This window comes from Cyanobium sp. L1E-Cus (assembly GCF_024345755.1).
GTDB classification, from domain to species: Bacteria; Cyanobacteriota; Cyanobacteriia; order PCC-6307; family Cyanobiaceae; genus Cyanobium_A; species Cyanobium_A usitatum.
This window is the reverse complement of sequence record NZ_JAGQBS010000008.1, coordinates 107,072-131,038: the sequence shown is the minus strand read 5'-3', so window position 1 is coordinate 131,038 and position 23,967 is coordinate 107,072. Positions and strand designations below refer to the sequence as shown.

Annotated in this window: 29 protein-coding genes and 1 tRNA gene; 24 read left to right on the top strand and 6 right to left on the bottom strand. The window is 55.9% G+C overall.

Features of this window, described 5'->3' with window-relative positions; translation table 11 throughout:
• The first annotated feature begins 149 nt into the window (after window positions 1-149).
• The 9 genes from KBZ22_RS09430 to KBZ22_RS09390 all read left to right on the top strand — a co-directional run bounded on the left by KBZ22_RS09430 (window position 150) and on the right by KBZ22_RS09390 (window position 6,825).
• Window positions 150-1,235: a 30S ribosomal protein S1 gene (locus KBZ22_RS09430; protein WP_106632822.1), complete on the top strand. Its 1,086-nt coding sequence runs from the start codon at window positions 150-152 to the stop codon at window positions 1,233-1,235.
• 24 nt (window positions 1,236-1,259) lie between these two features.
• Window positions 1,260-2,075 carry an HAD family hydrolase gene (locus KBZ22_RS09425; protein WP_106632823.1) on the top strand — a complete coding sequence of 272 codons (816 nt, stop codon included), beginning with the start codon at window positions 1,260-1,262 and terminating at the stop codon, window positions 2,073-2,075.
• A gap of 21 nt (window positions 2,076-2,096) precedes the next feature.
• Window positions 2,097-3,344, top strand: a complete 1,248-nt coding sequence (metK, locus tag KBZ22_RS09420) for a methionine adenosyltransferase (RefSeq protein ID WP_106632824.1) — start codon at window positions 2,097-2,099, stop codon at window positions 3,342-3,344.
• Between the two features lie 15 nt (window positions 3,345-3,359).
• The gene (locus KBZ22_RS09415) at window positions 3,360-4,625 is read left to right on the top strand and encodes an FGGY-family carbohydrate kinase (protein ID WP_106632825.1); all 1,266 of its coding nucleotides are present in this window, start codon (window positions 3,360-3,362) and stop codon (window positions 4,623-4,625) included.
• A gap of 175 nt (window positions 4,626-4,800) precedes the next feature.
• Window positions 4,801-5,067 carry a DUF2470 domain-containing protein gene (locus tag KBZ22_RS09410; protein WP_106632826.1) on the top strand — a complete coding sequence of 89 codons (267 nt, stop codon included), beginning with the start codon at window positions 4,801-4,803 and terminating at the stop codon, window positions 5,065-5,067.
• Between the two features lie 44 nt (window positions 5,068-5,111).
• Window positions 5,112-5,798 carry a ComF family protein gene (locus tag KBZ22_RS09405; protein WP_106632827.1) on the top strand — a complete coding sequence of 229 codons (687 nt, stop codon included), beginning with the start codon at window positions 5,112-5,114 and terminating at the stop codon, window positions 5,796-5,798.
• Window positions 5,789-5,861 (top strand) — tRNA-Phe (locus KBZ22_RS09400). The genes KBZ22_RS09405 and KBZ22_RS09400 overlap by 10 nt, the downstream gene beginning before the upstream one ends.
• Window positions 5,862-5,908: 47 nt before the next feature.
• Complete coding sequence (locus tag KBZ22_RS09395; RefSeq protein ID WP_106632828.1) at window positions 5,909-6,193, top strand: hypothetical protein; 285 nt, start codon at window positions 5,909-5,911, stop codon at window positions 6,191-6,193.
• Between the two features lie 29 nt (window positions 6,194-6,222).
• Complete coding sequence (locus tag KBZ22_RS09390; protein ID WP_106632829.1) at window positions 6,223-6,825, top strand: chromophore lyase CpcT/CpeT; 603 nt, start codon at window positions 6,223-6,225, stop codon at window positions 6,823-6,825.
• Between the two features lie 16 nt (window positions 6,826-6,841).
• Here the strand turns inward: KBZ22_RS09390 and KBZ22_RS09385 are convergent, their stop codons facing one another.
• Complete coding sequence (locus KBZ22_RS09385) at window positions 6,842-7,255, bottom strand: hypothetical protein (RefSeq protein ID WP_106632830.1); 414 nt, start codon at window positions 7,253-7,255, stop codon at window positions 6,842-6,844.
• A 514-nt stretch (window positions 7,256-7,769) separates the two neighbouring features.
• Between KBZ22_RS09385 and KBZ22_RS09380 the strand changes: the two genes are divergently transcribed.
• The 10 genes from KBZ22_RS09380 (at window position 7,770) to KBZ22_RS09335 (ending at window position 15,877) form a co-directional block, all read left to right on the top strand.
• Window positions 7,770-8,288 (top strand): phycocyanin subunit beta, encoded by a 519-nt coding sequence (locus KBZ22_RS09380; RefSeq protein WP_106632831.1) that lies wholly within the window; start codon window positions 7,770-7,772, stop codon window positions 8,286-8,288.
• Window positions 8,289-8,330: 42 nt separating this feature from the next.
• The gene (cpcA, locus tag KBZ22_RS09375) at window positions 8,331-8,819 is read left to right on the top strand and encodes a phycocyanin subunit alpha (RefSeq protein WP_106632832.1); all 489 of its coding nucleotides are present in this window, start codon (window positions 8,331-8,333) and stop codon (window positions 8,817-8,819) included.
• 193 nt (window positions 8,820-9,012) lie between these two features.
• Complete coding sequence (locus KBZ22_RS09370; protein WP_127432024.1) at window positions 9,013-9,429, top strand: hypothetical protein; 417 nt, start codon at window positions 9,013-9,015, stop codon at window positions 9,427-9,429.
• On the top strand, window positions 9,426-10,019 hold the full coding sequence (locus KBZ22_RS09365; RefSeq protein ID WP_255021765.1) for a hypothetical protein: 594 nt from the start codon (window positions 9,426-9,428) through the stop codon (window positions 10,017-10,019). The genes KBZ22_RS09370 and KBZ22_RS09365 overlap by 4 nt, the downstream gene beginning before the upstream one ends.
• Window positions 10,020-10,119: 100 nt before the next feature.
• Window positions 10,120-10,851, top strand: a complete 732-nt coding sequence (locus KBZ22_RS09360) for a pentapeptide repeat-containing protein (protein ID WP_106632834.1) — start codon at window positions 10,120-10,122, stop codon at window positions 10,849-10,851.
• A gap of 116 nt (window positions 10,852-10,967) precedes the next feature.
• Window positions 10,968-11,852, top strand: a complete 885-nt coding sequence (locus tag KBZ22_RS09355; RefSeq protein WP_106632835.1) for a phycobilisome linker polypeptide — start codon at window positions 10,968-10,970, stop codon at window positions 11,850-11,852.
• A gap of 132 nt (window positions 11,853-11,984) precedes the next feature.
• Window positions 11,985-13,601, top strand: coding sequence for a phycobilisome rod-core linker polypeptide (locus KBZ22_RS09350; RefSeq protein WP_106632836.1), 1,617 nt, complete (start codon window positions 11,985-11,987; stop codon window positions 13,599-13,601).
• A gap of 68 nt (window positions 13,602-13,669) precedes the next feature.
• On the top strand, window positions 13,670-14,410 hold the full coding sequence (locus tag KBZ22_RS09345; protein ID WP_106632837.1) for a phycobilisome rod-core linker polypeptide: 741 nt from the start codon (window positions 13,670-13,672) through the stop codon (window positions 14,408-14,410).
• A 277-nt stretch (window positions 14,411-14,687) separates the two neighbouring features.
• A complete protein-coding gene (locus KBZ22_RS09340; RefSeq protein ID WP_106632855.1) occupies window positions 14,688-15,230 on the top strand; it encodes a phycobiliprotein lyase in 543 nt (180 codons plus the stop codon).
• Window positions 15,231-15,238: 8 nt separating this feature from the next.
• Window positions 15,239-15,877, top strand: a complete 639-nt coding sequence (locus KBZ22_RS09335) for a chromophore lyase CpcT/CpeT (protein ID WP_106632838.1) — start codon at window positions 15,239-15,241, stop codon at window positions 15,875-15,877.
• Between the two features lie 294 nt (window positions 15,878-16,171).
• Here the strand turns inward: KBZ22_RS09335 and KBZ22_RS09325 are convergent, their stop codons facing one another.
• Both KBZ22_RS09325 and KBZ22_RS09320 read right to left on the bottom strand, forming a co-directional pair.
• Entirely contained in the window at window positions 16,172-17,533 is a 1,362-nt protein-coding gene (locus KBZ22_RS09325; RefSeq protein WP_255021764.1) for a HEAT repeat domain-containing protein, read from the bottom strand.
• A gap of 418 nt (window positions 17,534-17,951) precedes the next feature.
• Window positions 17,952-18,380, bottom strand: a complete 429-nt coding sequence (locus KBZ22_RS09320; RefSeq protein ID WP_106632840.1) for a DUF2656 family protein — start codon at window positions 18,378-18,380, stop codon at window positions 17,952-17,954.
• Between the two features lie 72 nt (window positions 18,381-18,452).
• On the opposite strand from KBZ22_RS09320, the gene KBZ22_RS09315 reads away from it, so the two are divergent.
• Complete coding sequence (locus KBZ22_RS09315; protein WP_106632841.1) at window positions 18,453-19,343, top strand: HEAT repeat domain-containing protein; 891 nt, start codon at window positions 18,453-18,455, stop codon at window positions 19,341-19,343.
• Window positions 19,344-19,362: 19 nt separating this feature from the next.
• Here the strand turns inward: KBZ22_RS09315 and KBZ22_RS09310 are convergent, their stop codons facing one another.
• The 3 genes from KBZ22_RS09310 to cpeB form a co-directional block, all read right to left on the bottom strand.
• Window positions 19,363-19,983, bottom strand: coding sequence for a HEAT repeat domain-containing protein (locus tag KBZ22_RS09310; RefSeq protein ID WP_106632842.1), 621 nt, complete (start codon window positions 19,981-19,983; stop codon window positions 19,363-19,365).
• Window positions 19,984-20,076: 93 nt separating this feature from the next.
• Complete coding sequence (gene cpeA, locus KBZ22_RS09305; protein ID WP_106632843.1) at window positions 20,077-20,571, bottom strand: class 1 C-phycoerythrin subunit alpha; 495 nt, start codon at window positions 20,569-20,571, stop codon at window positions 20,077-20,079.
• A 61-nt stretch (window positions 20,572-20,632) separates the two neighbouring features.
• Window positions 20,633-21,193, bottom strand: coding sequence for a class 1 C-phycoerythrin subunit beta (cpeB, locus tag KBZ22_RS09300; protein ID WP_106632844.1), 561 nt, complete (start codon window positions 21,191-21,193; stop codon window positions 20,633-20,635).
• Window positions 21,194-21,564: 371 nt separating this feature from the next.
• On the opposite strand from cpeB, the gene KBZ22_RS09295 reads away from it, so the two are divergent.
• The 4 genes from KBZ22_RS09295 to KBZ22_RS09280 are packed head-to-tail and all read left to right on the top strand — an operon-like array spanning window position 21,565 to window position 23,957.
• Complete coding sequence (locus tag KBZ22_RS09295) at window positions 21,565-21,819, top strand: hypothetical protein (protein WP_106632845.1); 255 nt, start codon at window positions 21,565-21,567, stop codon at window positions 21,817-21,819.
• 49 nt (window positions 21,820-21,868) lie between these two features.
• Complete coding sequence (locus KBZ22_RS09290) at window positions 21,869-22,438, top strand: phycobiliprotein lyase (RefSeq protein ID WP_106632846.1); 570 nt, start codon at window positions 21,869-21,871, stop codon at window positions 22,436-22,438.
• A 26-nt stretch (window positions 22,439-22,464) separates the two neighbouring features.
• Window positions 22,465-23,172 carry a 15,16-dihydrobiliverdin:ferredoxin oxidoreductase gene (locus KBZ22_RS09285; protein WP_106632847.1) on the top strand — a complete coding sequence of 236 codons (708 nt, stop codon included), beginning with the start codon at window positions 22,465-22,467 and terminating at the stop codon, window positions 23,170-23,172.
• On the top strand, window positions 23,169-23,957 hold the full coding sequence (locus KBZ22_RS09280) for a phycoerythrobilin:ferredoxin oxidoreductase (protein WP_106632848.1): 789 nt from the start codon (window positions 23,169-23,171) through the stop codon (window positions 23,955-23,957). Before KBZ22_RS09285 ends, KBZ22_RS09280 begins: the two co-directional genes overlap by 4 nt.
• The last annotated feature ends 10 nt before the right edge of the window (window positions 23,958-23,967 follow it).

Here is a 23,967-nt window from a genome sequence, read left to right as displayed (position 1 = left end):
CATTCAACTGACCGTGTCCAAGCTGAACCAGGTCAAAGCAACGGAAACACGCTGCTGCCGCATTGGTACAGTAACAAACCGGGTTTGCTCTGCTGGCGGGCAGATCATCCGTTCCTTTCCTACTGCTTCAGGCAGACCGCCACCTATCCATGACCGTGACCCCTTCCGATACCAGCACTGAAGCGCTCAACCAAGACGCGATCAGTGCCGAGGCCGAGCTCGATTTCGCCGCCGCCATGGGCGATGACCTCGATCTAGCCATTCCGGAAGAGGTCCCCACCGCCGATGACCCCAGCAGTCGCGCTGCATCCCGCAACGACGCTGATGGCGTGGGTTTCACCCTGGATGAGTTTGCCTCGCTACTGAGCAAGTACGACTACAACTTCAAGCCGGGTGACGTTGTCAACGGCACCGTGTTTGCCCTGGAATCGAAGGGCGCCATGATCGATATCGGCGCCAAAACAGCGGCGTTTATGCCGGTGCAGGAGGTGTCGATCAACCGGGTTGAGGGCCTCAGCGACGTTCTCGTACCAGGCGAGGTGCGCGAGTTCTTCATCATGAGTGAGGAGAACGAAGACGGCCAGCTCTCGCTTTCCATACGCCGCATCGAGTATCAGCGTGCCTGGGAACGGGTGCGCCAGCTGCAGAAAGAAGACGCGACCATCTACAGCGAAGTGTTTGCCACCAACCGTGGTGGCGCCCTCGTACGGGTCGAAGGCTTGCGCGGCTTCATTCCCGGCAGCCACATCAGCACCCGGAAGGCCAAAGAAGAGCTGGTGGCCGACTTCCTGCCCCTCAAGTTCCTTGAGGTGGACGAGGAGCGCAACCGCCTGGTGCTCAGCCATCGCCGCGCCCTGGTGGAACGCAAGATGAATCGCCTCGAAGTGGGCGAAGTGGTGCTCGGCACCGTGCGCGGCATCAAGCCCTACGGCGCCTTTATTGATATCGGTGGAGTCAGCGGCCTGCTGCACATCTCCGAAATCAGCCACGAGCACATCGAGACACCGCACACGGTGCTCAATGTCAACGACCAGATGAAGGTGATGATCATCGACCTCGATGCCGAGCGGGGCCGCATCTCCCTCTCGACCAAGGCCCTAGAGCCCGAGCCCGGCGACATGCTCACCGACCCTCAGAAAGTGTTCGATAAAGCCGAGGAAATGGCCGCACGGTACAAGCAGATGTTGCTTGAGCAGGCCGAAGACAACGAACCAATGGGCGTCACCCTCGACTAAGCCAGGCCCAACTACGAGCCCTCCATGGCCGAGCTGTTTCTGCGGGGACAACCCCTGGCCGATGCCACGGGAACACCATTCCCAATCGAAGCGGTGTTGTTCGACAAGGACGGCACCCTTTGCATCAGCGAACCCATGCTCCACACCCTGGCCTCGGCCAGGGTTTTTCATGCCTGCGAGCTGTTGGGGAAACGCCACCCAGAGCTACCCACCAGCCGAGGCGAAGAACTGGCTCAGCTACTTCAGCGGGCCTACGGGCTCCGCAATATCGCCATCGATCCAGCCGGCGCCACGGCCGTCGGCTCCCGCAGCCACAACCTGATCTCCACCGCCACAGCTTTGGCCCAGGTTGGTCTTGGCTGGCCAGAAGCCCTGGAATTAAGCGAAAGCGTATTTGCGGCCACCGATGGCCTGCATGGCCAGGGAAGTGAGCACCGGCCAATCGCCACCACCGGACTCCACGATTTGATGCAAGCACTGCAGGAAGCAGGAGTGGTGTGCGCCGTGATCAGCAACGATGACGAGGCTGGCATCGAAGCTTTTCTGGCCAGCCAAAACCTCAGGTCCAGGTTTCAAGCCCTGTGGAGTGCCGACCACAACCCGCGCAAGCCAGACCCGGCCGCGGTGCACGCCCTCTGCGCCCAACTGGGTATAAAAGCCAACCGTTGCGCCCTGATCGGCGATGCCAACAGCGACCTGCGCATGGCCCAGCAGGCGGGGGTGCCCGTGGTGCTCGGCTATGGGTCGGGCTGGAGCATCGCCCCGCCACTAGATCCGCGCTTCCCCTGCCTGCAACATTGGCGCGAGCTCCAGGTAAAAGCAGGCCAGCACATAGGCTGAGTTCAGTTGAATTAAGGCTGCATGAGCCGCTACGTCTTCACCTCCGAGTCGGTAACTGAAGGGCACCCCGACAAGATCTGTGACCAGGTGAGCGATGCGGTGCTTGACGCCCTGCTGGCCCAGGACCCGGCTTCTCGAGTTGCCTGCGAGACCGTGGTCAACACCGGCCTTTGCCTAATCACAGGTGAAGTGACAACCACCGCCCGGGTTGACTTCAACACCCTGGTGCGGGGCGTGATCAACCAGATCGGCTATGCCGGGGCCCGCGCCGGCGGCTTCGATGCTCACAGCTGCGCCGTGCTGGTGGCCCTAGACCAGCAGTCCCCTGATATTGCCCAGGGGGTAAATGAGGCCGACGACCACGACGGCGACCCCCTCGATCTGGTGGGAGCAGGCGACCAAGGGATCATGTTTGGCTACGCCTGCAACGAGACGCCAGAGCTAATGCCTCTGCCGATCAGCCTGGCCCATCGCCTGGCGAGGCGGCTGGCCGAGGTGCGTCACAACGGCAGCCTCGGCTATTTGCTGCCCGACGGCAAAACCCAGGTGAGCGTCGTCTACGAAAACGAAGTGCCCGTGTCGATCGACACGATCTTGATCTCCACCCAGCACACAGCTGAGATCGATGGCATCTCGGATGAAAAAGCAATTCGGGAGCGCATTGCCGCCGACCTCTGGAGCCACGTGGTGGAGCCCGCCACCGCCGATCTGGCCCTCAAGCCCTCCCAGGCAGATACTCGCTTCCTGGTGAACCCCACCGGCAAATTTGTGGTGGGCGGCCCCCAGGGTGACGCCGGTCTAACAGGCCGCAAAATCATCGTCGATACCTACGGCGGCTATGCCCGTCATGGCGGTGGCGCCTTCTCGGGAAAGGACCCCACCAAGGTGGATCGCTCCGCCGCCTACGCCGCCCGCTTCGTGGCTAAAGCTCTCGTGGCTGCAGGCCTGGCCCGCAAATGCGAAGTGCAGCTCAGCTACGCCATCGGCGTAGCCAAACCAGTCAGCATCCTGGTGGAAAGCTTCGGCACGGGCGCCATCAGCAATGACGACCTCACCACCCTGGTGCAGGACCAGTTCGACCTGCGCCCCGGGGCCATCATCGACACCTTCGGTTTACGGGAGCTGCCCCAGCAACGCGGCGGCCGTTTTTATCAAGATGTGGCTGCCTACGGCCATTTCGGCCGCACCGACCTGGATCTGCCCTGGGAAAACGTGGACGCCATCGCTGCCACGCTCAAGCAGGTCACCGCAGCGCAGGTCAACGCCTGAGCTGCAGTCCGGCGGGTGAACACTGCACTTGCCCTTGGGGTGGATCTGGGCAGTAGTGGTCTGCGGATTGCCCTGATAGGCCCAGACGGCGAGCAGCTGATCGAAGAGTCCAGCCCCTATCCATCCAGCCTGGAGGAGCCTTTGGGCTGGGTGGAGGGATTAACAAGCCTCTGCGGGCTGCTGCCAGCAGCTACCCGCAAGCAGGTTGGGGCCCTGGCGGTGGATGGCACCTCCGGCACCCTGCTGCTGTGCCGTCCCGATGGCCAGCCCGGCCCTGGCTGCCTAGGCAAAGCCCTGGCCTATCACTTCGCCTGCCGTGAGCAGGCCCCTATTGCTGCAGCCATGGCCGGTTCAGGCCCAGCCGCCAGTGCCAACGGCAGCCTGGCCCGGGCCCTGCACCTGCTGGCACAGGCCCAAGAAATCGGAACGGGCGGCCCCTGGCTGCTGCGTCACCAGGCCGACTGGCTAACCGGCTGGTTGCTTGGTGACTGGAGCTGGGGAGAAGAGGGCAACAACCTGCGCCTCGGCTGGAATCTGCAACAGCAGGGCTGGAGTGGCTCGATTGCGCGCCAGCCATGGGCCACTGCCTTGCCGGCGATCCGCCCCAGCGGCGCGGTGCTGGGGCGGATCGCTGCTACGACCGCCCAAAAGCTGGGACTGGCGCCTGGCTGTCAGGTGGTGGCAGGCAGCACCGACGCCAACGCCGGGGTGCTTGCCGCCCAGCCAGGTAGGGGCGATGGCGTCACCGTGCTGGGTACCACGCTGGTGCTCAAACAGTTCAGCCCCAGGCCGATCGAAGGGCCAGGCATCAGCTGTCACCGAGTAGCAGGAAGCTGGCTGGTGGGTGGTGCCTCCAATGCCGGAGCCGGCATCCTGAGGCGCTTCTTCAGTGACGGACAGATCGAAGAGTTGAGCCGCCAGATCGACCCTCGCCAGCCCACGGGTCTGCAGCTGCGGCCGCTGCCAGCCCGTGGGGAGCGCTTTCCTGTGGACGATCCTGAACTAGAGCCGCTGCTGGGCCCGCGCCCGATCAGCGACGTCCGCTACCTCCAGGCCCTGCTGGAGGGCCTCACAGCCCTCGAAAAACAGGGATGGCAGCGGTTGCAAGCGGCCGGCGCCCCCGACTTGGAGCGGGTGATCACCCTGGGGGGCGGGGCCCGCAACCCACAATGGCGGCGGCTGCGCCAGCAGAGCCTGGGCATACCGGTGCTGAATCGACCGGGGTGCACAGCTGCCCTTGGCATGGCCAGACTGGCCGCAACAGCCCTGCAAAAACCATGAACGACCGCCTGCGCTCTGTGATCTCCATGGCGGTGTTTGTGGTGCTGGCTGGCTATGTGGGCTTCAGTGCCCTGCGTCTTGGCCTGTTGTTGTGGCAGCGCTTCGGCGCCGCCTAACTCCCTCAGCAGCTTCGTCCGAGCCAGAATCACTCCCATACCCACCGCCGCTCAGCACCATGGCCGCCGACCCCATCACCCCCGCCGTGAGCGATCGGATTTGCCGACACATGAATGACGACCATGCCGAGGCGGTGCTGGCCTATGCCCGTCACTACGGCGGCCTAGGCGCAGCCGAAAAGGCAAGCCTGGTAGCAGTCCGAGCCGAAGCCATGGAGCTTGATGTGGATGGCGCCAAGGTCACAGTGCCCTTCGACCACTGCCTTAGTGACAGTGAAGATGCCCATCGCACCCTGGTGGCGATGTTGCGGGCCCTGCCCCGCTGAAGCCGGCGGCGTGGGAACCCTGCAGGAAACCTGCAGATCCATCCATGGCCTCTTGGTCCCCTGGCCCAACTCCCCTAACAGCAGGGCTGTTAAAGCTGCTGCCCCTGGACTGGATCGCCAAACCACCAAGCCTGCACGCCGATCTGGCGGCGGAATTACCCGAGGGGGGATGCCAGGGCAGTGATCCCATCCATTGGTGGGCCGCTGGCATGTACTCGGGGCGGCTGCGCCGGCAGCTTCTTTATCTGCGCACCCATCCGAATCCAGCAATGGTGGCAGTTCTGGTACAGCCACTAGCCGCAGGACTGGGCGCCGAACCTTGGGCCAGACCACCCCTGCTGGTTGCGATCCCCAGCTGGAAGCGGCGAGCCAACCCTCTGCCCGGCCTGCTGGGCAGAGCCCTTAGCTGGCAACTGGGCTGGCGCCAAGTACCCCTCCTGCAACGCAGTCGGGCAGTGCTGGGCCAGCACCACCTAGGCCGCGAACTGCGCTGGGCTAACCAGGCGGGAGCCTTTCGCTGCTCCGGGTCTGGGCAGCAACAGCACCCCCGGGAGAAAACAGCGGTGGTGCTCTTGGACGACATCCTTACGACGGGTGCTACGGCCTGCGCCGCCGCTGACAGCCTGCGCGAACAGGGCTGGCACGTGGCTGGCATGGCCTGCCTGGCCCGAACCCCGTGGCAGGGCCGTGATCTAAGATCGATTCGTCGCTTAGGCGACGGGCCGGGATAGCTCAGTTGGTAGAGCAGGCGATTGAAAATCGCCGTGTCCCCAGTTCAAATCTGGGTCCTGGCATTCTCATCCCACTACTTTCCTTCCGCGAAAAGCCTGCAGGGTTTGGGATGGCTCAACTAGAAACAGCTGAATATTGCAGCACCATGCGTGAGCATCCACTGAACTCCAACCGGATGTTCAATAACGCCGACAGCTTCGCTCAGGCCTTTGATGAAGCCTGGCAAAAGCATGAACATAGCGATCCCCACCACGGACTTGATCCAGCAGCCAAGGTCGATCTGATGCTCGAGGGGCTTGGCGACCATCCCTTTCTACAAAAACAACCAGAGCTGGCCCGGCAAGTAGCCGCTTTTCGCCTCCGCCTCTTGGGGTTGGCTAGGCCCAGCCAGTAGCGTCAGCCTCACAGCCGTGTAATGGCGTGATGGCGAGCTCCTTGGAGCGATTGGTGCGGATGTTGAGCGGTGGCTTCAGCAACCAGGAGCAGGCTTTTGAGAATCCGCCCCTCTACGCCCACATCCTGGTCAAATTCCGCCCCCTCCCCCAGCTGGCACCGGGCTCCCTGCTGCTGGAGCAGAGCTATGCGATTAACCCTGCAGCTCCCTACCGAATTCGAGTATTGAGGGTGGAAGCACTGAACGGCCAGCTGACGATCGTCAACCAGGCGCTGGCAGAAGATCAACGCTTCTGGGGAGCGGTAGAGGACAGCGAACTCCGTGGCCGGATTCAAACCAGTGACCTATTGCCCCTCGATGGCTGCGCCTACGTGGTGCGAGAAGAGAGCGAAGGATTCGTGGGAGAAGTGGAGCCTGGATGTCGCTGTCTGGTGGAGCGCAAGGGAGCCACCTCCTACCTGGTGAGCCGGCTGGAGCTAAACCCAGCTGGCATGCGCACGATCGACAGGGGCCACGATCCCATCACCCACGAACATCTCTGGGGATCGCTGGCGGGTGCCTTTGAATTTGCCCGAACCGACGACTACAACGACGAGATACCAGCCCATTGGTCTGAGCAGTGGGGCGATTGAGTGGCGCGATTGAGTCTCAGGCGCTGAGCTCATCGAGAAAGGGTTGCTCCTCTTCATCAAGGAAGGGCTCCTCGGCCAGGCTGTCATCCAGAAAGCTATCCTGTAGAGCCTCCTGGGCATGGGCCAGCTGGGGGGCAGCAACTGGACGCAGGTGACGGCCTACGCCTTGATTCTCGATGCCTTTTAGCAAGGCTTCAAGACGAGCCAGTCGGTCTTCGGTGTCATCGAGTCGTAGCTCCGTCTCATCAGACAAAACGCCCTGGCTACCTGCCTGGCCCTCAAGCAGCGGTTCGAGCCTCAACTCCTGAGCGGCAAGCCGCTCCTCCAGTTCAAGGAGGCGGAAGGTGATCGCTTCAGCAACTTCCGAGAGGGTCTGCAGCTGGTCAGCCAGCCGCTGGGTGCAGTCTGCAACCTTTAGCTCAACAGCCATAACCAGAGCCGATGGAATGGGCGGATGGTATCGGCGCAGCCCGGAAGCGCCAGGGGTTGGCGCCCCAAAGCCTGCAGCGCAGCGTTTGTAACGATTCCAAAAGCCTTGTGAACCAACCAAAACAGGCCATGTGGAACAGCGAAGGACAAGCGGTGCTTGCCAACCAATACGGAATGGCCAGGGAACGCCTCAAGAGCTCGAGTCATTGCTCAATCGCAAGTTGTGGAAGGCCAAGTTTTTTGAAAAACGCCCCACCCACCGCATTGTCGAGCGCAAAATGAGGCCCTTGCCGTGGCCCCCTGCACCGAGCAAAACCCTCCAGGCCTTGGGGCAATGACCGTTTGTTAAGGGAGCAGTAGGCAAGCAGGCATCTTGATGAGAATGGGCGAACCAAGTTGACAACAGCCAGGTTGCTGCTCCCTGCCCACAAGGGGCACTGCGCAGCCCTGGGCCCTGACCAGCCTGGAACCCCTATCCACCCTTCCGACTATTCGTCGCGACTAGGAGCCTCCCAATGTTCGACGCCTTCACCAAGGTTGTAGCCCAGGCTGATGCCCGTGGCGAATTCATCAACGCCGGTCAAATCGACGCGCTTGCGGCGATGGTTTCCGAGAGCAACAAGCGGATGGATGCTGTGAACCGCATCACCTCCAACGCATCCAAGATCGTCACCAATGCGGCCCGCGATCTTTTTGAAGCTCAGCCGGCGCTAACGGCTCCTGGGGGGAACGCCTACACCAGCCGCCGCATGGCTGCGTGCCTACGCGATATGGACATCATCCTCCGTTACATCACATACGCCATTTTCAACGGCGATGCATCCGTGCTGGAAGACCGCTGCCTCAACGGCCTGCGGGAGACCTACCTCGCCCTCGGCGTTCCTGGCAATTCGGTTGCTGAAGGCGTTCGCAAGATGAAGGCCGCCGCCATTGCAATTGCCAACGACCGCAACGGCATCACCCAGGGAGATTGCTCAGCTTTAATCAGCGAAATCGGCACCTACTTCGACCGCGCTGCAGCAGCCGTCGGCTGATCAGCTCACTAAAAAGTCAAACCAACTTATTCCCCCCTTCCAATGAAGACTCCCCTTACCGAAGCCGTCGCAGCCGCTGATTCCCAGGGACGGTTCCTCTCAAACACTGAGCTCAACTCAGCTTTTGGTCGCTTTGACCGCGCCAAAAATGCTCTTGCAGCTGCTAAGGGCCTAACAGCCAAAGCAGACAACTTGGTGAACGGCGCTGCCCAGGCCGTTTACAACAAGTTTCCCTACACCACCCAGATGCAGGGTGCAAACTATGCCGCTGACGCCCGTGGCAAGGCCAAGTGCTCCCGTGACATCGGCTACTACCTCCGCATGGTCACCTACTGCCTCGTGGCTGGTGGCACCGGCCCCATGGATGAGTACCTGATAGCCGGGATTGATGAAATCAATCGCGCTTTTGAGCTCTCCCCCTCCTGGTATGTGGAAGCTCTTAACTACATCAAGGCCAACCATGGCCTTGCCGGCGAAGCAGCAACAGAAGCAAACAATTACCTCGATTACGCAATCAACGCACTTGTTTGATCAGGCTTCCTGTAAAAAGTGATTAATAGCCTCCCCGCTCAAGGGAGGCTATTTTTATTGAACAAATAAAAGATATAAAGACTTGCATGCAGAATGTGCGACAAGGCAATAGGCATGTTGCATTAGGCGCGCGCGAAGATTCGAGAAAGACTAGACAGCCCGGGGAAACCGTCCTCCTGCCAAAAAAACCACCATGCCGCCCAATGAAATTTTTTGCATAAAAGACTTAATAAACCAAGCTGGAGAGGAACAGGAGATTCAGTACGGTACGAGCGAGGCACGCTTGCGCATAGACCTAAGAATTGACGACATTGGGCTTTGGAAATCCCATCACGACAAACATCCTGGCAACAAAAATCTTCTACTTGCCTGCGAAAGTAACAGCGGTGAATTATCAGACACCAATCTGACCTGGGTTGTCGGAGCGGCAATCCGTTCAGCCGTGGTTGAAGGAACGTCCGGAGCAAGGGATCTACTTAAAAACCTCGGAGTGTCAGAAGAACTAGTGGATCTGGCAGCTGAATACTGTCCAGACCTTGGCGGGACAGCAGTCTGGGCATTCCATTTGGAGCGACATGGCTGGCTGACCGCTACTCCTGTGGAATCGTGAACCTGACTAAAGAAGCTCAGCAGAAAGTGGTGATCAGCCAACTTGCCAAGGCTGCAAAAGTATGCGGGATAAGCAATCGCAACAACCTCCCCGAAGAGGCAGGAGTGATGATAGCTAAAGCCGATACTTCCAAACGGTTCCTAAGCGCAGAAGAATTAAAAACAATATGTAACTGTTGCAATACCTCAGAAGATGCCATTGAGCTACTGATAGCGGAGTCAAAGCAGGTAATCGACAAAGCAAGGCGACAATTACTAGCCCAACAACCACAGCTCACACTAGCTGGCGGAGAGCTATACCCGGAACCAAGGGCAGAAGCCTGCTGGCGCGATTGCCAACAGTTTCTGCGTGTGATCATTTACGGGGTGGCGTGCGATTGCACAGAAATAACAGATATGGCCGGCATGAGCGCATTACGTCAGTTATACAAAGAGATGGAAGTACCTATCCCTGCGATGATGTATGTGCTATCCCGGATGCGTACACTAACCACACAGATCCTAGAAACTTCAGGGCATGGTCATGAGGCTACCTGCCTCAACAAGGCTTTTGATAACCTGTGCAGCGCTCTGCTACCAACCGAGCCCTGATAACAGGAAGTGAAGCAAACCAAGCGAGCGATTACCGAAGCGAGCGCAATCACAGAACATAGATGTGTCTGACCACTAGAGAATCAAATCCTGCCTGAAAATGAATCAAAAGCATCAAGCATTTTTGCTACCGGAAGTTCCAAGCCAATGGAGTGCTCCTGAGAAATGCAAACCAACTGCGGCTCAGCATCAACCCGTAGACGCGCGAGGTGCATGCTGGACCAACCGTGTTCTGGAACCACTTGATCTGCGTCAGGCAAACCTTTGTCGTATAGACATAAGAGGTGCAGATCTATCTTCCTGCCTACTAGAGGGATGCAGTTTAAAACTTGCCCGCTATGATAAAAATACTCGTGTACCCGTTGGTATTAATCTTGAAAAGTCAGGTGCAGTAGGGCCTGGCGCAGCTCTTAATGGGGCATTTTTGAATGGTGCAGATCTCAGGGGTATGGACCTACAGAACACCAACTTCATGGGTGCGTACCTAAGCGGATGTGACCTAAGTGGTGCAGTATTAGACGGAGCACGTTTTGTAGGAGCAGACCTAAGGTTTGCAAAAATGCAAGGCAGTCGTTGCATAGGCGCACGCTTTACCGGTAGCCAGTTGCAACAGACAGACTTTAGGGCCGCTAATTTAACAGATGCAATCCTAGATGGGGCTGAAAGTATCAAGGGGGCTGACTTCAGTCAAGCTACGGGTTTGGACACGATACAGCTAGCCAACCTCCTAACTCGCTCACACATCGAACTGGATTGCTGGAACCCACTCACTAGGCAAGCGACCCGGACGACACTGGAATCGCTGCTGGGATCCACAACAAGTCCCGCATAGCGCGCTGGCAATGGCAGACAAAGCGAAGCGATTGAAACAAAAGATTGAGGTTTATAAAGCTACGGTCGAGGGCTATGGGATGCCGGGGATAATTGCAAGGTATCGCCACGAAAGTCATGCCGTTTGGTCCAGCCTCCATCCTGGGTGTGGAGAGCTTCTCCCAAGAGTGCGAGGCACCACGTGAGCTAGTTCCAGGGGACGACGACCAAGCGAAGGAGTCAGTAATCCGGGCTGTCTACAGACAGGTGCTTGGGAATGCCTACGTCATGGAGAGCGAACGACAAGTTGTTGCAGAATCGCAGTTCAAGCTAGGTGAGATCAGCGTTAGAGAACTGGTAAGACGTATCGCAAAAAGCGATCTTTATAGCACGCGCTTTTTTGACTCATGCGCGCGATACCGCTATATCGAACTAGCTTTTCGCCACCTACTCGGACGTGCTCCAGCAGATTTTGAGGAAATGCGGGGGCATGCCGAAAGACTAGATACAAGTGGCTACGAAGCAGACATCGACAGCTTCTTAGATTCTGACGAATATCAGAACACCTTTGGTGAGTGGACAGTTCCATATCAGCGTGGGTGGAAAACAGAATCCTGTGCAACGCTTCAAGAGTTCACCTGGTCATTCCAGTTGCTACGTGGCAACAGCAGCAGCAGCCTAAAAGGCAACTTGGCTGGAATCAGGAGCCGTCTTGGCGGTGCTGCCTATCAAAACCGCCCCCTTCCTGTGGTAGCTCCCTCATCACAAGATTCCCAAGGCTGGAGCTTCCGGCCAGCTGCCAACCTGACAGATCCCGTGACCCGGATAGGTGTACTCGCAGGTGAAGCAGGCAAAGTCTATCGAGTTGAAGTAACAGCATACAGGGCCAATAACGTGCGACCCACATCACGCTATAGGAAAGCGAACAGAGTACTCTTCGTCCCATTCAACAAGCTATCTGAGCAGTATCAACTTATTCACCGCGAAGGCGGCAAGATCGCAAGCATCACACCATTAAGCTGATCCATTGCCAAAACCAGCCCTATTTAGCAACAGAGTTCCCAAATCAGCAAAAAACAAAGGAATTAGATGTCCAAAAACGTCTAACGACTTATCTTCCAACTAACAAAGCAAGTCCGCTAATCCCATAGCCCCATGACAGCAAATCAAAGCAATTCACTTGACTTCGGAGCCACTCAGCTGCTTGAAGCACCAGCAAGGTTTTCTCGACAAAGGACTGATACCGTAGAAACTGCCACAAGCGAAGATCAATTTCGCAACCAGCAGCTACTAAATACGCCGTCTGCATTCACTGCAAACGACAATGCTGCTTTTCACATAGCAGTAAGAGCTGCATACCGGCAGGTATTCGGCAATGTTCAGCCGATGGAAAGCGAGCGCCTGCTGAGTGCCGAATCAAAATTACGCAATGGGGACATAAACGTACGGGAATTCGTACGTAGATTGGCCCAATCCGATTTTTATCGCTCACGCTTCTTTGATGCCGTGTCTCCGCATCGAGCAGTTGAGCTTAACTTCAAGCATTTGCTGGGCCGCCCCCCCCAGAATCAAGCAGAGGTTGCTAGCCATGTGGCATTAATCGCCACAAGTGGCTTCACAGAAGAAATCAATAGCTATCTTGATTCCGATGAGTATCTAAAGTCTTTTGGCGAGGAAACAGTTCCATACCCAACAAGCTGGAACTCACCAGTAGGCCAGCCTCAAGCAGCGTTCAACAGGATCGCAGCACTTGAGCAGAATTTCGCTGGCAGCGACACAGCCGTAGGAACCAAAAGTCAACTGCTAGGCAATCTAGTTAGCGGCTACAGGCTATCAATAAAAGTGCCTGCACAGGTTTACCGATCTGGTTCCCTAAGTCAGATGGGTAGAACAGCGGCTGGTTCGAACGGAATGTTAGTGCCTGTCAAGCGGAACAGTGCCGATGGAGGCGACTCGACACCGATGCGTGGTGATCTATACGTTGGCTTTGGGCTTGGCCAGCGCCAGCAGGAAGTATTCGAGCGCTGCAACGGTGATTCAGCAGATCAGATTACTGCGCTGATCCGCTCGGTATACCGCCAAGTGCTGGGCAATCCCCATGTAATGGACAGCGAGCGCAACTTAACAGCAGAAAGCCAGTTTGCTGAGGGAAGGCTCAGCACCCGTGAATTTATAAGAGCTATTGGACTCTCTGCAGACTATCGCCGTCGCTTCTTCGAAACAAATGCTCCCTACCGTTTTGTTGAGCTGAATTTCAAACATATTTTGGGGCGTGCACCCGCATCTCAGGCCGAGATGAGTGAGCATCTACAAAGGCTAGCCATTCACGGCTATGACGCAGAAATCAACAGCTACGTTGATAGCGAAGAGTATCAGAACACCTTCGGCGAGAATACTGTTCCCTACCTGCGTGTAGCAACTGAAAATGGTCGCGAACAGGTTTCCTTTAATCGACACATAGCACTAGTTCAAGGCTATGCGGCCAGTGACACCATTCAATGTGCCTCAAGCCTGCTAAATTCGGTAGCAACAAGATCTGCACCTACAAACTGGACAAATACAACCGTACGGATTAACAGGCTTGGTGCAGCCTCTGGATCAGCTGATCCCACATCCAAGCGGTTCCGTATTGTCGTCAATGCCCAGCCTGCAGGCGGCCGCCAACGCAACCCGAACGCCAGTTACGTAGTAAGCGGCAATGACATTACAAGCCAACTGGGATACATCCATAGACGCGGTGGTCGGATCATTTCTGTGACCGAAATCACCTAGAAAACACTAGTTCATTTATTCGGGACAACTGCTAATTTCTGAACTCCCCCCCTACCAACCTAAAAACAATGGAAATCGAAACTCTTAACCGGGCCAATTCGGGTTTACGCCAATCAGAAGCTCAAGCCCAGCTGAAAGCCGCCTACCGCCAGGTATTTGGCAATGCACACCTATTTGATGAAGAGCTCTCAGTCTCTGCAGAGAGTCTATTCATCAACGGCGACCTCACTGTGCAGGGGCTGGTCAATGCTCTAGCTCTGTCCGACAGCTATCGGCGTCTCTTTTTTGATGCAAATGGTCCCTATCGATTTGTTGAACTCAACTTCAAGCATCTCTTAGGCCGCGCCCCACGAAATCAGGCTGAACTGAGCAAGCATGTTCAGCTCCTAGCCACAGAAGGATACGAAGCAGAAATCAACAGCTATATATACGGCGCCGAGTATCTAGAGGTCTTTGGCTTTGATACAGTACCTTATGACAGGGGAGTGGCAAGCCAGAAAGGTGAATCCAACCTTACATATAACAGAACACGTGCCTTGACTTCAGGCTTTGCAAGTTTTGATGGTGACGGGCAATCACAATTATTAGTCAGCCTGGCGACCAGATCAGCCCCCGGAGGCAGTCAAAAAACTCCCGGCCCAGGAGGTCGCAACAACCAGCGCTACGCTATTCGCTGGACAAGCGTTAATCCAGTCGGCCTAAATCGACGGGTAACGCAAACGACAACCGTTCCCTTCAGCTCACTATCATCAGCCATCCAATCAATTCATCGACGCGGAGGTCGCATCGCCTCAGTAAAGGAATCCTAAGTCAAACTAAACCGGAGGCGGTTCAAAGCCTTAATAAGTATATTAAGGCAACTCTTGCGCCGCCTCCCAAAAGCATCAACAGCAAGCACCCTGGCTGCAATCCATGAATTTAAAGGACAAAGACTATCGCAAAGCAGAGTGCACTCAGATTAATCAGAGCACTGAAGAAACGCAGCCTGCGATCAACATGATGATCGATACATGGGTACACATGGTTCAGGCAGGTCGTCTGCCAGTTGCAAGGACCACTCACAGAAACAGGGCCTGAGCAGCGTTGATGCAGCTGGAATCTTTTGTAGCTCGCAGCCTAGGCCGCTGGCGATCCATGAGAAGTGGTCATTCTCTTGCTTTTCAGCAATTTGAGGATGTTCGCAGTTCAGTATTGATTGAACCAATTGGACTCCAAGATCCGTTGGTACTTAAGTTAATTAGAGACTGCAAAATACACGACGCCAAACCCCTTCTGCCATTCCGAATGGAATGGAATGCAGAAAGTGACTGGGAGCCAGATGGCCCCAGTGAAGTATCAGCAGGATCATGCGTACTAATTCCAATCCCGACTGATAATCAAAAAGGAATCTTACTGCGAAGCGCTGGATACGCAGAGGCCGAGCAAGCAGTATCAAACTATGCTTTTTTAGAAGATGATACTTTTATACTCACTACCCAATATGGTCAATCGATTGCAGAGGAAAGGATCTGGTTCGTATCTGAGAATGTTCGCTGCCGCTCATCAGTGCTGCGAACTTCAGCCGGCTCAGGAATACTGCAAACATCCTTCGCATCTGAAATCAGACGGTTAGATTCCTTCAGCCAGTAGAGTTCGCCATGATAGGTATTACCCTAAAATTCGCTAAAATTCTAGCTGGACACTACAGTAATTTCTCTCAGTCACAGAGAGATCCCGTAAATTTTGCCCATATTAACATCTATTTTCGCCCTCTGCCTTGGGAAATATTTCAGGGCCCTGGTTTTTACTCCGAGCAGAGCTATGGGCACGATCCTTGGCGACCATATAGGCAAGGCGTACATCGGCTAATTTCGACCGAGAAGGTGCAGATTGTTGAGAATTTTGGATTCGACCAACCAATTCGCTTAGCTGGAGCAGGCTTCACGCCTAAACTGCTCAAGCTTATTCATATTGATCGCCTCAAACAACGCTGCGGTTGTGCGATGCATTTCCAAGAGACGACACCGGGTTGCTTCAGCGGGAAGGTAGAGCCTGGTAATAAATGCCTAGTACCACGTGATGGGCGGCCTACCTATCTAGTGAGCGAGGTGTTGGTTGATCATGAAAACTGGATTAGTAGAGATCAGGGTTTTGATCCAGCTACCAATACCTTGCAATGGGGCTCCGAACATGGGCCACTACGTTTTGAACGCGTGGCTAGCTTTGAGAATGAAGTCACAGCTGAGTGGGCACGTCTAAGTAATCATAAGGGAGAAGAATCTGAACAAATTGGATAAAACAGAAACCATGCAAGCTGATGGACCAGCTATCCAGCAATTCCGTAGCTGGATTCGCTCGCAGCACCTAATTTGCCAAGGCCAAGACTTTATTTTTGAAACAATTGATCATAGTCAGCTTGAGCGTTTTGAAGCCTGTCTAAATATGCTTGATGGGCAAGTGCGGTCTGTAAGAGCAATCGGAAACTGGCCCATGGGGCCCCGTCGAACATTCAAGATACTGAGAGCTGAAGCAGCTGTGCCAAGACCCAAAGGCCTGGAAATTCAGCGCTACTGGGCTGAACGTGGGTCCTTTCAGACCCGGTTTTCGGAAATAAGCAGTTGACGCCTACGATCTACAAAAACATCAGGATCCTGCACGGCAAAAGCATTCTGTAATAGCTGAAATATTTCATGGTTATGCCCAACATCAATTGAATCAAGACCCATCAATGCAGCATAACGTAGCTCCCAGCTCGGCGTGAAATCGGAGGACAAAAGCTGCCGCACACTTTTGCACCATATATCAGGAAAGTGTTTATTCAAAGCCAAGCAAGCAGCCGCTCTTGATTTACCGAATTGTGGGCGCTTGCTGTTCATAGCTTCCAGCAGCAATGCCTCAATGACAGGAGTAGCAGCGGAAGGCCAGATATCCACACTGCCAAGAAGCTGAATGAAGAAATAATGAGCACCATAGTCATTATAAGCATCCTCCTGCCATCGCTTCCAGAAAACAGGCCAGAGCTCTTCTACTGGCCTATGCTTCAATGTGGACAATGCTAGGTAGCAACGGCTAAAGTCAGTACCAAAAAACTCATCAAATAAAAATAATATGGTTGGTTCAGTGTCGTAGCAGTGCGCCAAGACCAAACCTTCTGGCTGATCCCACATCAGCGAATCTAAACAAGTAAGCAGGTCAATGCCTGCGTGTTCTTTGTCTTGGCCAGGCCAGAGTGTCCGCAGAGCGCGCAACCTGAACACAGGGGACACGGGCGCCTTGAGAATCGAAGGCAATAGATATGTAGCCCGACAGTCAATTAAATCCTGAATCGCCGACTGCCGGTCCATTTGGTTAGGCAGGGTCAGGTGGTCTTCCAATTCTTGAAGGCGACTGCCATCTCCACTGAGCTGTGCAACCCCGGCCAAAGCAGCGCCGCGAACCCCTGGATTCGCCTCATCTTGCAGCGATTGAAGTACGGGCAAGGCCGCATGCACTTCTAACCCCACAAGAGCCTGGATAAGAACCCGGCGGCTCTGGCCTGGATCATTGAGCAGCGGGAGCATTGCCTGATGGAGTTCAACATCCTGGCAATTGAGCTGAAGAAGGGCCCAGGCGGCATTTTCAACGAGATAGTGATCATTGCTCCTTAGGCAACGCCCAATGCTGGGGATGGCCCGTTGAACCCCAAGCCGGCCCAAAACTTCGACCGCTTTGCGGCGCGCAAGGTTAACCGCCTGTTCGCCCGAAGAATTATCAATGAGCCTCAATAATGCCTCCTCCGTTTTATCGCCGGGGAAATTCACGAGATGGGCGGCCGCCATGTAGTAGTCGCTGGCAGAATCAAGCGAGTCAAGAGATTGTTCAAGAATCGCTAGCGCATCATGGTGGCTGAGCCCGGGATGGATATTGTCGTAACTGTTGCTGGAGCTTGCCAAAATACTGTCCTCAGAAGTCAAAGTGGACGCGGCTGTGGAGCTCAAAGCAGAGCTGCTTCCAACTCTGATAGCCGGCAGGGCAAGAGCGCTGAAAGTTTAAGAGTTATGTGTCTTGATGCAACCCAGCCCAGGAAGCGTTCAATATGAACCCATCTAAATTAGAGGCACAATGGGACCCCATCAATGTGGTGCGCTTTTACTTGTTACAAGCATCAATTCTGAAACTCCCCAGAGGGTTGCTCAGAAGCTGCGAGTTCCGCGCCATATGCTGAGCCACACTATGCAGCAACTACACCAGAATGGAATCCCGGTTACGTCGGTATGTCTGATGGAGGCGGCCAGCTCAGTTTCCGCAGTGGCGACCACAGCCTCTACGGATCCAGTCGAATCACCCAAGTCTGGACAGCAATCACCTCGCCGCCGCCGCAAATAGCCCAGCTCAGCCTTGAAGCTCGAACACACCATCAGGAGCACGCCCCTGTTTGAGCAGATCCCAGTTGATTGACTGAAGGAAAGCGGCGGTGTTCAGAGTCTCCACCACATCGACCCCCCAGTCACTCTGCTGCAGCAACGCTCCAGAGGCGCCTTGATCGTCCTTGCGTCCACCTAAGGCCAACAGCTGGCAATCATGATCAGTAGCACCTGCAGAGCAGCGAAGCTGTCGCCAGGCCAGGAGTACGGCATTGGCCAAATCGACGGGCAGCAGGTCGGCTTCCACCTGAACCAACCAGTGAGGGTGGCTGACTGCCTGAACCCGGACATCGGTGGACAGGTGTGCAACGAGACCAGCCGCCAGTTCCGCGGAATTCAAGCCCTTCAGGTTGTCGGAAACCACCTGAAGGTTGTGGGAGAGCAAAAAGCGTGTCATGTCCTGATCTTGTTAAGCCCACCATAGGATCGCGGCGGCTATCCCTGATAATTAGTTCAATAGGAGGGACCCTTGTCTGCCGAGCTGTCCGCTACCCCCGCATCTGGAATCCAGCAACTGAGCGTTGAGGAAGCCAACATTCTTGCTGCAGAGCTTCGTTCCCAACTTCGTCAGGGGTTAGTTCCTTCATCCGACACCCCAGCTATTGAGCGCATGGTGGCTGGTCTCGGCGATACCAGGGGCTTGATGCGGCTCACCTTTGCCGAAAGCCTTGGAGCAGTGGGTGCTGCAGCGGTGCCAACTCTCTGCCGTGCATTGCAGTCTCACGACAACGTCACCGTTCGACGCGCTGCAGCTAAGACTCTGACCCTGATTGCAGATCCAGCTGCCTTGCCCGTTTTACTCGAAACCCTACTCTCAGATTCGGATCCCGTTGTGCAGGGATCAGCGGTCGGAGCGATGGCTGCAGTCGGCGAGCAGGCTCTCAATCCACTCCTCTCAGTGCTGGTTCATCCAAAAGCTTCGGCCATGCAACAGGGGCTGGCCAGCTGGGGGATCGCTTTTATCGGCGCCAAGGCGCCCGAAGCGCTTCGCCAAGCAGCCAGCTCGCCGGATGCCAGGATAAGAGCGGCAGCAATAGCAGCTCTCGGCGAACAGATCCAGTCTTTGGGGGATGACGAGGCGAGACAGCTGCTTCTAACCGCGCTGGATGACCTGGACTCCGAAGTGCGGGCAGAAGCTGCAACGCTGATGGGGAAGTTGCAGGAGCCAGAATGGGCCTGCCCGCGCCTGCTCCCCCTGCTCACCGACTCGGAAGAACAGGTTCGCAAAAACGCTGCTCTATCGCTGATGAAGCTAGGGGCCAGGGATGCATTGCCTGACTTAAAAGCAAGTGTGGAACAGGAAGTACAACCTGGTGTCAGATTAGTGCTAGAGCTAGCGATCAGTCAGCTAAGCAAGTGAGGATAACAATCGTCTCGCGTCAGCCCGGCTGAGGTTGACGTGCTTGCAGGTCCCTTATTCGAGCCAAGGCTGATTCAAGGGTCTCTCGCACATAACTATCTAACTTTGGTTGGCGCTGCAGATCCTTAAGAGTTGGTTCAATTGCAGGATCATCAATCTGGGCGAGTGCATTGACAGCTGCTACCGCCTGGGCTGGATTATCACCGCCCACCACTCTTAGCAACAGCGGCACCGCCTGCCCACCAACCTGCCCAAGGGCCATCACCGAAGCAACAGCCACAACCGGTGAGTCGTCGCTAAGTGCCTCCTCGAGAGCCTGCATCGCTGTCTCGGGGAAATGGATCCCAGGCTGGTTTGAAGCCACCTGGGCATAGGCCTTCACGCAGCTGGCGCGGATAGTACTGTCCGTGCTAGCCATAAGAAGATCCGCTAAGGGCAGCAAGGCTGCCGCGCCAAAGGCGCCAATACCACGAACAGAAGCCCTGCGTAAAGCTATATCCGGTTGGGCCAACAAACCAAGCAGGCGAGGTAGAGCTTGCTGAGGCCAATCCCTGACCATGGCCATAAAAGCCTGGCTTTGAATATAAGGATTAGGGTGGGCAAGATCATCAAATAAGATATCTAATGCTTCCATTTCCATCGAGGAGAGGGGGTAGGCGACGGCTAATTTTCACACAAAAAAGGAGGCCCGAAGGCCTCCCTGGTTTGTCCTCAACAATTAATCAGAAACTGATCAGGAGAGGGCGTTGATGGCGTAATCAAGGTACGACTTCAACTCATTGAGAGCCTGGGGGCTCATGTCACGAGGGGAGCAAGCCCGATCGCGGGTGAAGGTGAGCGCTTCCACGTAAGCAGCGGTAGGCAGACGCAGGGTGCGGTACACCTCACGGGCTCCGGCAATGCCCCACTCATCGAGAGGGCCAGTGCCGCCCACAACCAGGCAGTAGTTGATCAGACGCAGATAGTGAGCGATGTCGCGGTAGCACTTGTCCACCTTGACCTGGTTCTCACCAGCTTCGCCAGCTTGCTTGAGGTAGGGGTACTTGCTGAAGCAGGCGTCACCAGCCTCCTTGGTCACTTTGTCCAGACCGGCAGCCAGCTTTTCAGCAGCTTCAAGGCGAGCAGTAGCTCGCTGAATGTTGCCCTGAACAGCTTCCAGGTCGTTCTGGGAGGGGAAGCGACCAGCGGCATCAGCGGCGGTCACAACAGTGGTCACAACAGACTTCATCGTGAAGATCCTCGTTTAATTGAGTAGTAGTGGTTTAAAAAAAGCAATCTCTTCGGATGAATCAGCTGAGGCCGCTGATCACACGGTCAAAGTAGGTAGCAGCTTCAGCCACTAGAGCGGAGCAGTCGCCCTGAACGGTTTCCATCTTGCGGAAACGGGTTTCCACAGGGTTGGTGCCGCTGGTGTTTGTCTCGTTGATGTGAGCTGTGGAAGAAGCCTTCATGATGGCCACGGCGCGAGCGGCAGACTGAAGGGGAACGCCCAGAGCGATGTAGGTCTCCTTGAGGCCGTTCAGGCAGCGGTCGTCCAAAACCGATGCGTCGCCTGCCAGCAGCGCGTAGCTGATGTAGCGAAGCACAATTTCGCCATCGCGCAGGCAGGCGGCCATGCGGCGGTTGGGATAGCAGTTGCCACCAGCCTGGATCAGGCCAGTGTTTTCGCAGATCATGCCGGTGACTGCATCTGAAACGATGCAGGAGGCATTGCTGGTGATGGCGTTAACAGCGTCTAGACGCTTATTTCCCTCAGTAACATAGTTACGGAGAGCAGCGAGCTCACCGCCTCCAATAGGGGCAGTCTTCGAATCTGCGCTGACGACAGCGCGTGAAAAGGCGTCGAGCATGGGAAAGGGGCCAGGGGTGCTTGTGCTTAGCCAATTGACAGCCAGTGAAGATCGTTAGATCTGTTCAGGTCTGTATGGCGTAGCTGCCTCTCGGGGAAGGCGTAAGGGGAAACTACGGTCATCTCCCGCCTCAGGCCCCCCATCAAGCCAATCATGCAAACTTTCGTCACCCATCGCGCTCGGACTTGAAAAGTGCAGCGCTGGCAAAGGGTTTTGGCAAGGGGAAGGCACGCACTCCCTCCTAATCGCGGAACAAAGCACCAGGAGATTTATCTTTTCTTCCATTTTCACCATGGATGCGACCCATTTGAAGCTGCTCTAGTGGATCGCAGCGGTCGACTCCGTATGCTGACATCCGCCCAATCCAAGCCATGACCGACGGCACTCCCCCTCGCGCCGACACGTCTGCAATCAACGCATCCGATCCCAGCCGGCAGGAGTTGGAGGAGTCGATTGATCAGCTAGCGGCCTACCGCGATCGACTTATCAAAGATGTGATCGGCATGGGGCAAAGACTGAAGCTCCCTCAGAAGCAAGTGGACTTCACCCTGGCTCAGCATCCCGAGCTGCAGAAGTTAGAAGCAATTCTGGCTCAGCTTGAGTCCCAGAAGTCCGAGCAGGACTAACTCCCATCCCCCTCACACGCCCGTGGCACCCATGGACCCAGCCCGAACGATGGACCAGTTCTTGGCGGCCAGTCGAGGGACCTGGCTGACGCGACGGGCTGTGCACCACCTCGACCACCAAGATGATGAATTCGGCGATTCCAATCTTGTTATCGAGCCCTTCTCCGCTGAGGATCCAGCCGTCGAGCAGATATGTCTAACTCTTAATATCAACCCTCTACTAGCAGCAGGAGGGGCCCGTTTCTGGTGGGAGAGCAATCTTAAACCCCTAGCCAGAACAGATGATCAAGCGGCTGTATTAATAGATATCCCTCTGGCAGGAGATCCCACTCAGGGTTTTCTGGTCCGGGACAAGGGCTACGTGGAGAAGCAGCCCGTCCTCAGTCAATACACCTTTTCAACTGATGGCGTCATGACCGTTACCACGCGCTATGACAGCAATGTCGGCACGGAGCGCTGCTGGTTCGTCACGGATCAGGTGCGAATGCGGGTGAGCTCAGTGCAGTGTCTCGATGGTGTGTCGATGACCACCTACTGCACGGAGCTTCGTTGCCCCTCCGACGCAACTCTGCAGTCGCTTCGGGAAAGCGCCGATTCCATGGCCGCCGGTTTCCGTTAACCCACCCTGCTCCTGAGCACTCCGAGATGTTTGACCCTTTTTTGCAAGAGCTCAATAGCAGGCTGGAACGGTCTGGAGCGCAGCCCATTGCCCCACCCGATGGGCTAGCTGAATGTCGCTCCCCGAAGAGGCAGAGCGTGATCCAAAGCTGGCTCTGGCAGGTGCCTGGGTTCCGGCGCTGGCGGGTGACCAGGATGGACGCGGGGGACAGCCTGCAAGTGTTGAATTCGGTGGCCTATCCCGAATACAACAACGATCAGCCCCTTATGGGAATCGATCTCCTTTGGTTCGGCACCCGCGGCAAGCTGGTCGCAGTGCTTGATTTTCAGCCACTACTGCAGGATCAAAATTATCTTGACACCTATTATCAAGGCCTAAAAGAACTTATTTCACGCCACCCGGATCTTCACGGTGCTGAGGCGATGCGCTCATTTGATCCAAACCAATATTTTTCGCCCTGGCTGCTGTTCTGCCGTGGAGGAGCTGAGGAGGCGCAGGAATCTTTGCCCAGAGCTTTCACTGCCTTTCTCGACTGCTACTGGCAGCTCAGCGCCGAAGCCGGCCAACGCACTTCCATAGTTACAGCAGAAAAGGTGAAAACCCTGCAGGAGGCATACGATGTCTATAGCGCCGAAAGAGATCCGGCTCACGGCCTGTTTAGCAGCCACTTCGGCAAGGCTTGGTCGGATCGTTTTCTGCACGAGTTCCTTTTCCCATCTAGCCCGCAGCAATGACAGCACCGCAAAGCTGCAGCCTTGACCAGGTCAGAATCCCCGGTTGGCGTTGGCAGCCCTTTCTTGATCATGCAGTCGAAATGCTTCAGGCATTGGAGCCAGCCGCCTACCCCGTGCCGGAGCAGTTTCTGCAAAAAACCGGATCCACCGGTTCGAAGGCACAGCCGGTAGTTGTGCAAACTGCAACCTGGGCATGTCAAACCAACAAACTTCGCCAGGTGAGGGCCGCCTGCGTGGAGGCGGGGCCAGCAGCGTCCGTGCTGAACCTAGTCATCAATCCCCACTGCCGTTTTGATCTGCCTTTCTTCGGAGCAGATTTGGTCACGCTGCCCTCAGGCCATCTGCTAGCCCTTGACCTGCAGCCAGTTGACCGCAGCGATTCCCTCCATACCCAACCAGTCTGGGATAGATTGCTCCCAATTTTTAACAACTGGAAACCTCACTTACCTGATGGCGGACCCATTCCTGCTGAGGCGGAACCTTACTTTTCGCCTGCATTTCTCTGGACCCGTCTACCTTTGGGAGCAGCCTCCGATGAGCTGATCAGTACCGTTATATTCCAAGCCTTTGCTGAGTATTTAAAGCTTTATTTACAGCTCGTGGATGAAGCATCCCCCGTAGCAGACGATCGCTCAGCGATATTACTCAATGGCCAAAGGCGCTACACCAGCTACCGGGCAGAGAAAGATCCGGCAAGGGGGATGCTCGGCCGCTTTCACGGCACGGAATGGACCGAGACATATATCCATGAGGTGTTGTTCGATCTGGATAGACACTATCCCTAGTAAAAAGGAG

Coding starts and splice junctions, on each gene's coding strand:
- KBZ22_RS09430 (WP_106632822.1), top strand. CDS start 150: ATGACCGTGACCCCTTCCGATACCAGCACTGAAGCGCTCAACCAAGAC.
- KBZ22_RS09425 (WP_106632823.1), top strand. CDS start 1,260: ATGGCCGAGCTGTTTCTGCGGGGACAACCCCTGGCCGATGCCACGGGA.
- metK (WP_106632824.1), top strand. CDS start 2,097: ATGAGCCGCTACGTCTTCACCTCCGAGTCGGTAACTGAAGGGCACCCC.
- KBZ22_RS09410 (WP_106632826.1), top strand. CDS start 4,801: ATGGCCGCCGACCCCATCACCCCCGCCGTGAGCGATCGGATTTGCCGA.
- KBZ22_RS09405 (WP_106632827.1), top strand. CDS start 5,112: ATGGCCTCTTGGTCCCCTGGCCCAACTCCCCTAACAGCAGGGCTGTTA.
- KBZ22_RS09395 (WP_106632828.1), top strand. CDS start 5,909: ATGGCTCAACTAGAAACAGCTGAATATTGCAGCACCATGCGTGAGCAT.
- KBZ22_RS09390 (WP_106632829.1), top strand. CDS start 6,223: ATGGCGAGCTCCTTGGAGCGATTGGTGCGGATGTTGAGCGGTGGCTTC.
- KBZ22_RS09385 (WP_106632830.1), bottom strand. CDS start 7,255: ATGGCTGTTGAGCTAAAGGTTGCAGACTGCACCCAGCGGCTGGCTGAC.
- KBZ22_RS09380 (WP_106632831.1), top strand. CDS start 7,770: ATGTTCGACGCCTTCACCAAGGTTGTAGCCCAGGCTGATGCCCGTGGC.
- cpcA (WP_106632832.1), top strand. CDS start 8,331: ATGAAGACTCCCCTTACCGAAGCCGTCGCAGCCGCTGATTCCCAGGGA.
- KBZ22_RS09370 (WP_127432024.1), top strand. CDS start 9,013: ATGCCGCCCAATGAAATTTTTTGCATAAAAGACTTAATAAACCAAGCT.
- KBZ22_RS09360 (WP_106632834.1), top strand. CDS start 10,120: ATGAATCAAAAGCATCAAGCATTTTTGCTACCGGAAGTTCCAAGCCAA.
- KBZ22_RS09355 (WP_106632835.1), top strand. CDS start 10,968: ATGCCGTTTGGTCCAGCCTCCATCCTGGGTGTGGAGAGCTTCTCCCAA.
- KBZ22_RS09350 (WP_106632836.1), top strand. CDS start 11,985: ATGACAGCAAATCAAAGCAATTCACTTGACTTCGGAGCCACTCAGCTG.
- KBZ22_RS09345 (WP_106632837.1), top strand. CDS start 13,670: ATGGAAATCGAAACTCTTAACCGGGCCAATTCGGGTTTACGCCAATCA.
- KBZ22_RS09340 (WP_106632855.1), top strand. CDS start 14,688: ATGCAGCTGGAATCTTTTGTAGCTCGCAGCCTAGGCCGCTGGCGATCC.
- KBZ22_RS09335 (WP_106632838.1), top strand. CDS start 15,239: ATGATAGGTATTACCCTAAAATTCGCTAAAATTCTAGCTGGACACTAC.
- KBZ22_RS09320 (WP_106632840.1), bottom strand. CDS start 18,380: ATGACACGCTTTTTGCTCTCCCACAACCTTCAGGTGGTTTCCGACAAC.
- KBZ22_RS09310 (WP_106632842.1), bottom strand. CDS start 19,983: ATGGAAATGGAAGCATTAGATATCTTATTTGATGATCTTGCCCACCCT.
- cpeA (WP_106632843.1), bottom strand. CDS start 20,571: ATGAAGTCTGTTGTGACCACTGTTGTGACCGCCGCTGATGCCGCTGGT.
- cpeB (WP_106632844.1), bottom strand. CDS start 21,193: ATGCTCGACGCCTTTTCACGCGCTGTCGTCAGCGCAGATTCGAAGACT.
- KBZ22_RS09295 (WP_106632845.1), top strand. CDS start 21,565: ATGACCGACGGCACTCCCCCTCGCGCCGACACGTCTGCAATCAACGCA.
- KBZ22_RS09290 (WP_106632846.1), top strand. CDS start 21,869: ATGGACCAGTTCTTGGCGGCCAGTCGAGGGACCTGGCTGACGCGACGG.
- KBZ22_RS09285 (WP_106632847.1), top strand. CDS start 22,465: ATGTTTGACCCTTTTTTGCAAGAGCTCAATAGCAGGCTGGAACGGTCT.
- KBZ22_RS09280 (WP_106632848.1), top strand. CDS start 23,169: ATGACAGCACCGCAAAGCTGCAGCCTTGACCAGGTCAGAATCCCCGGT.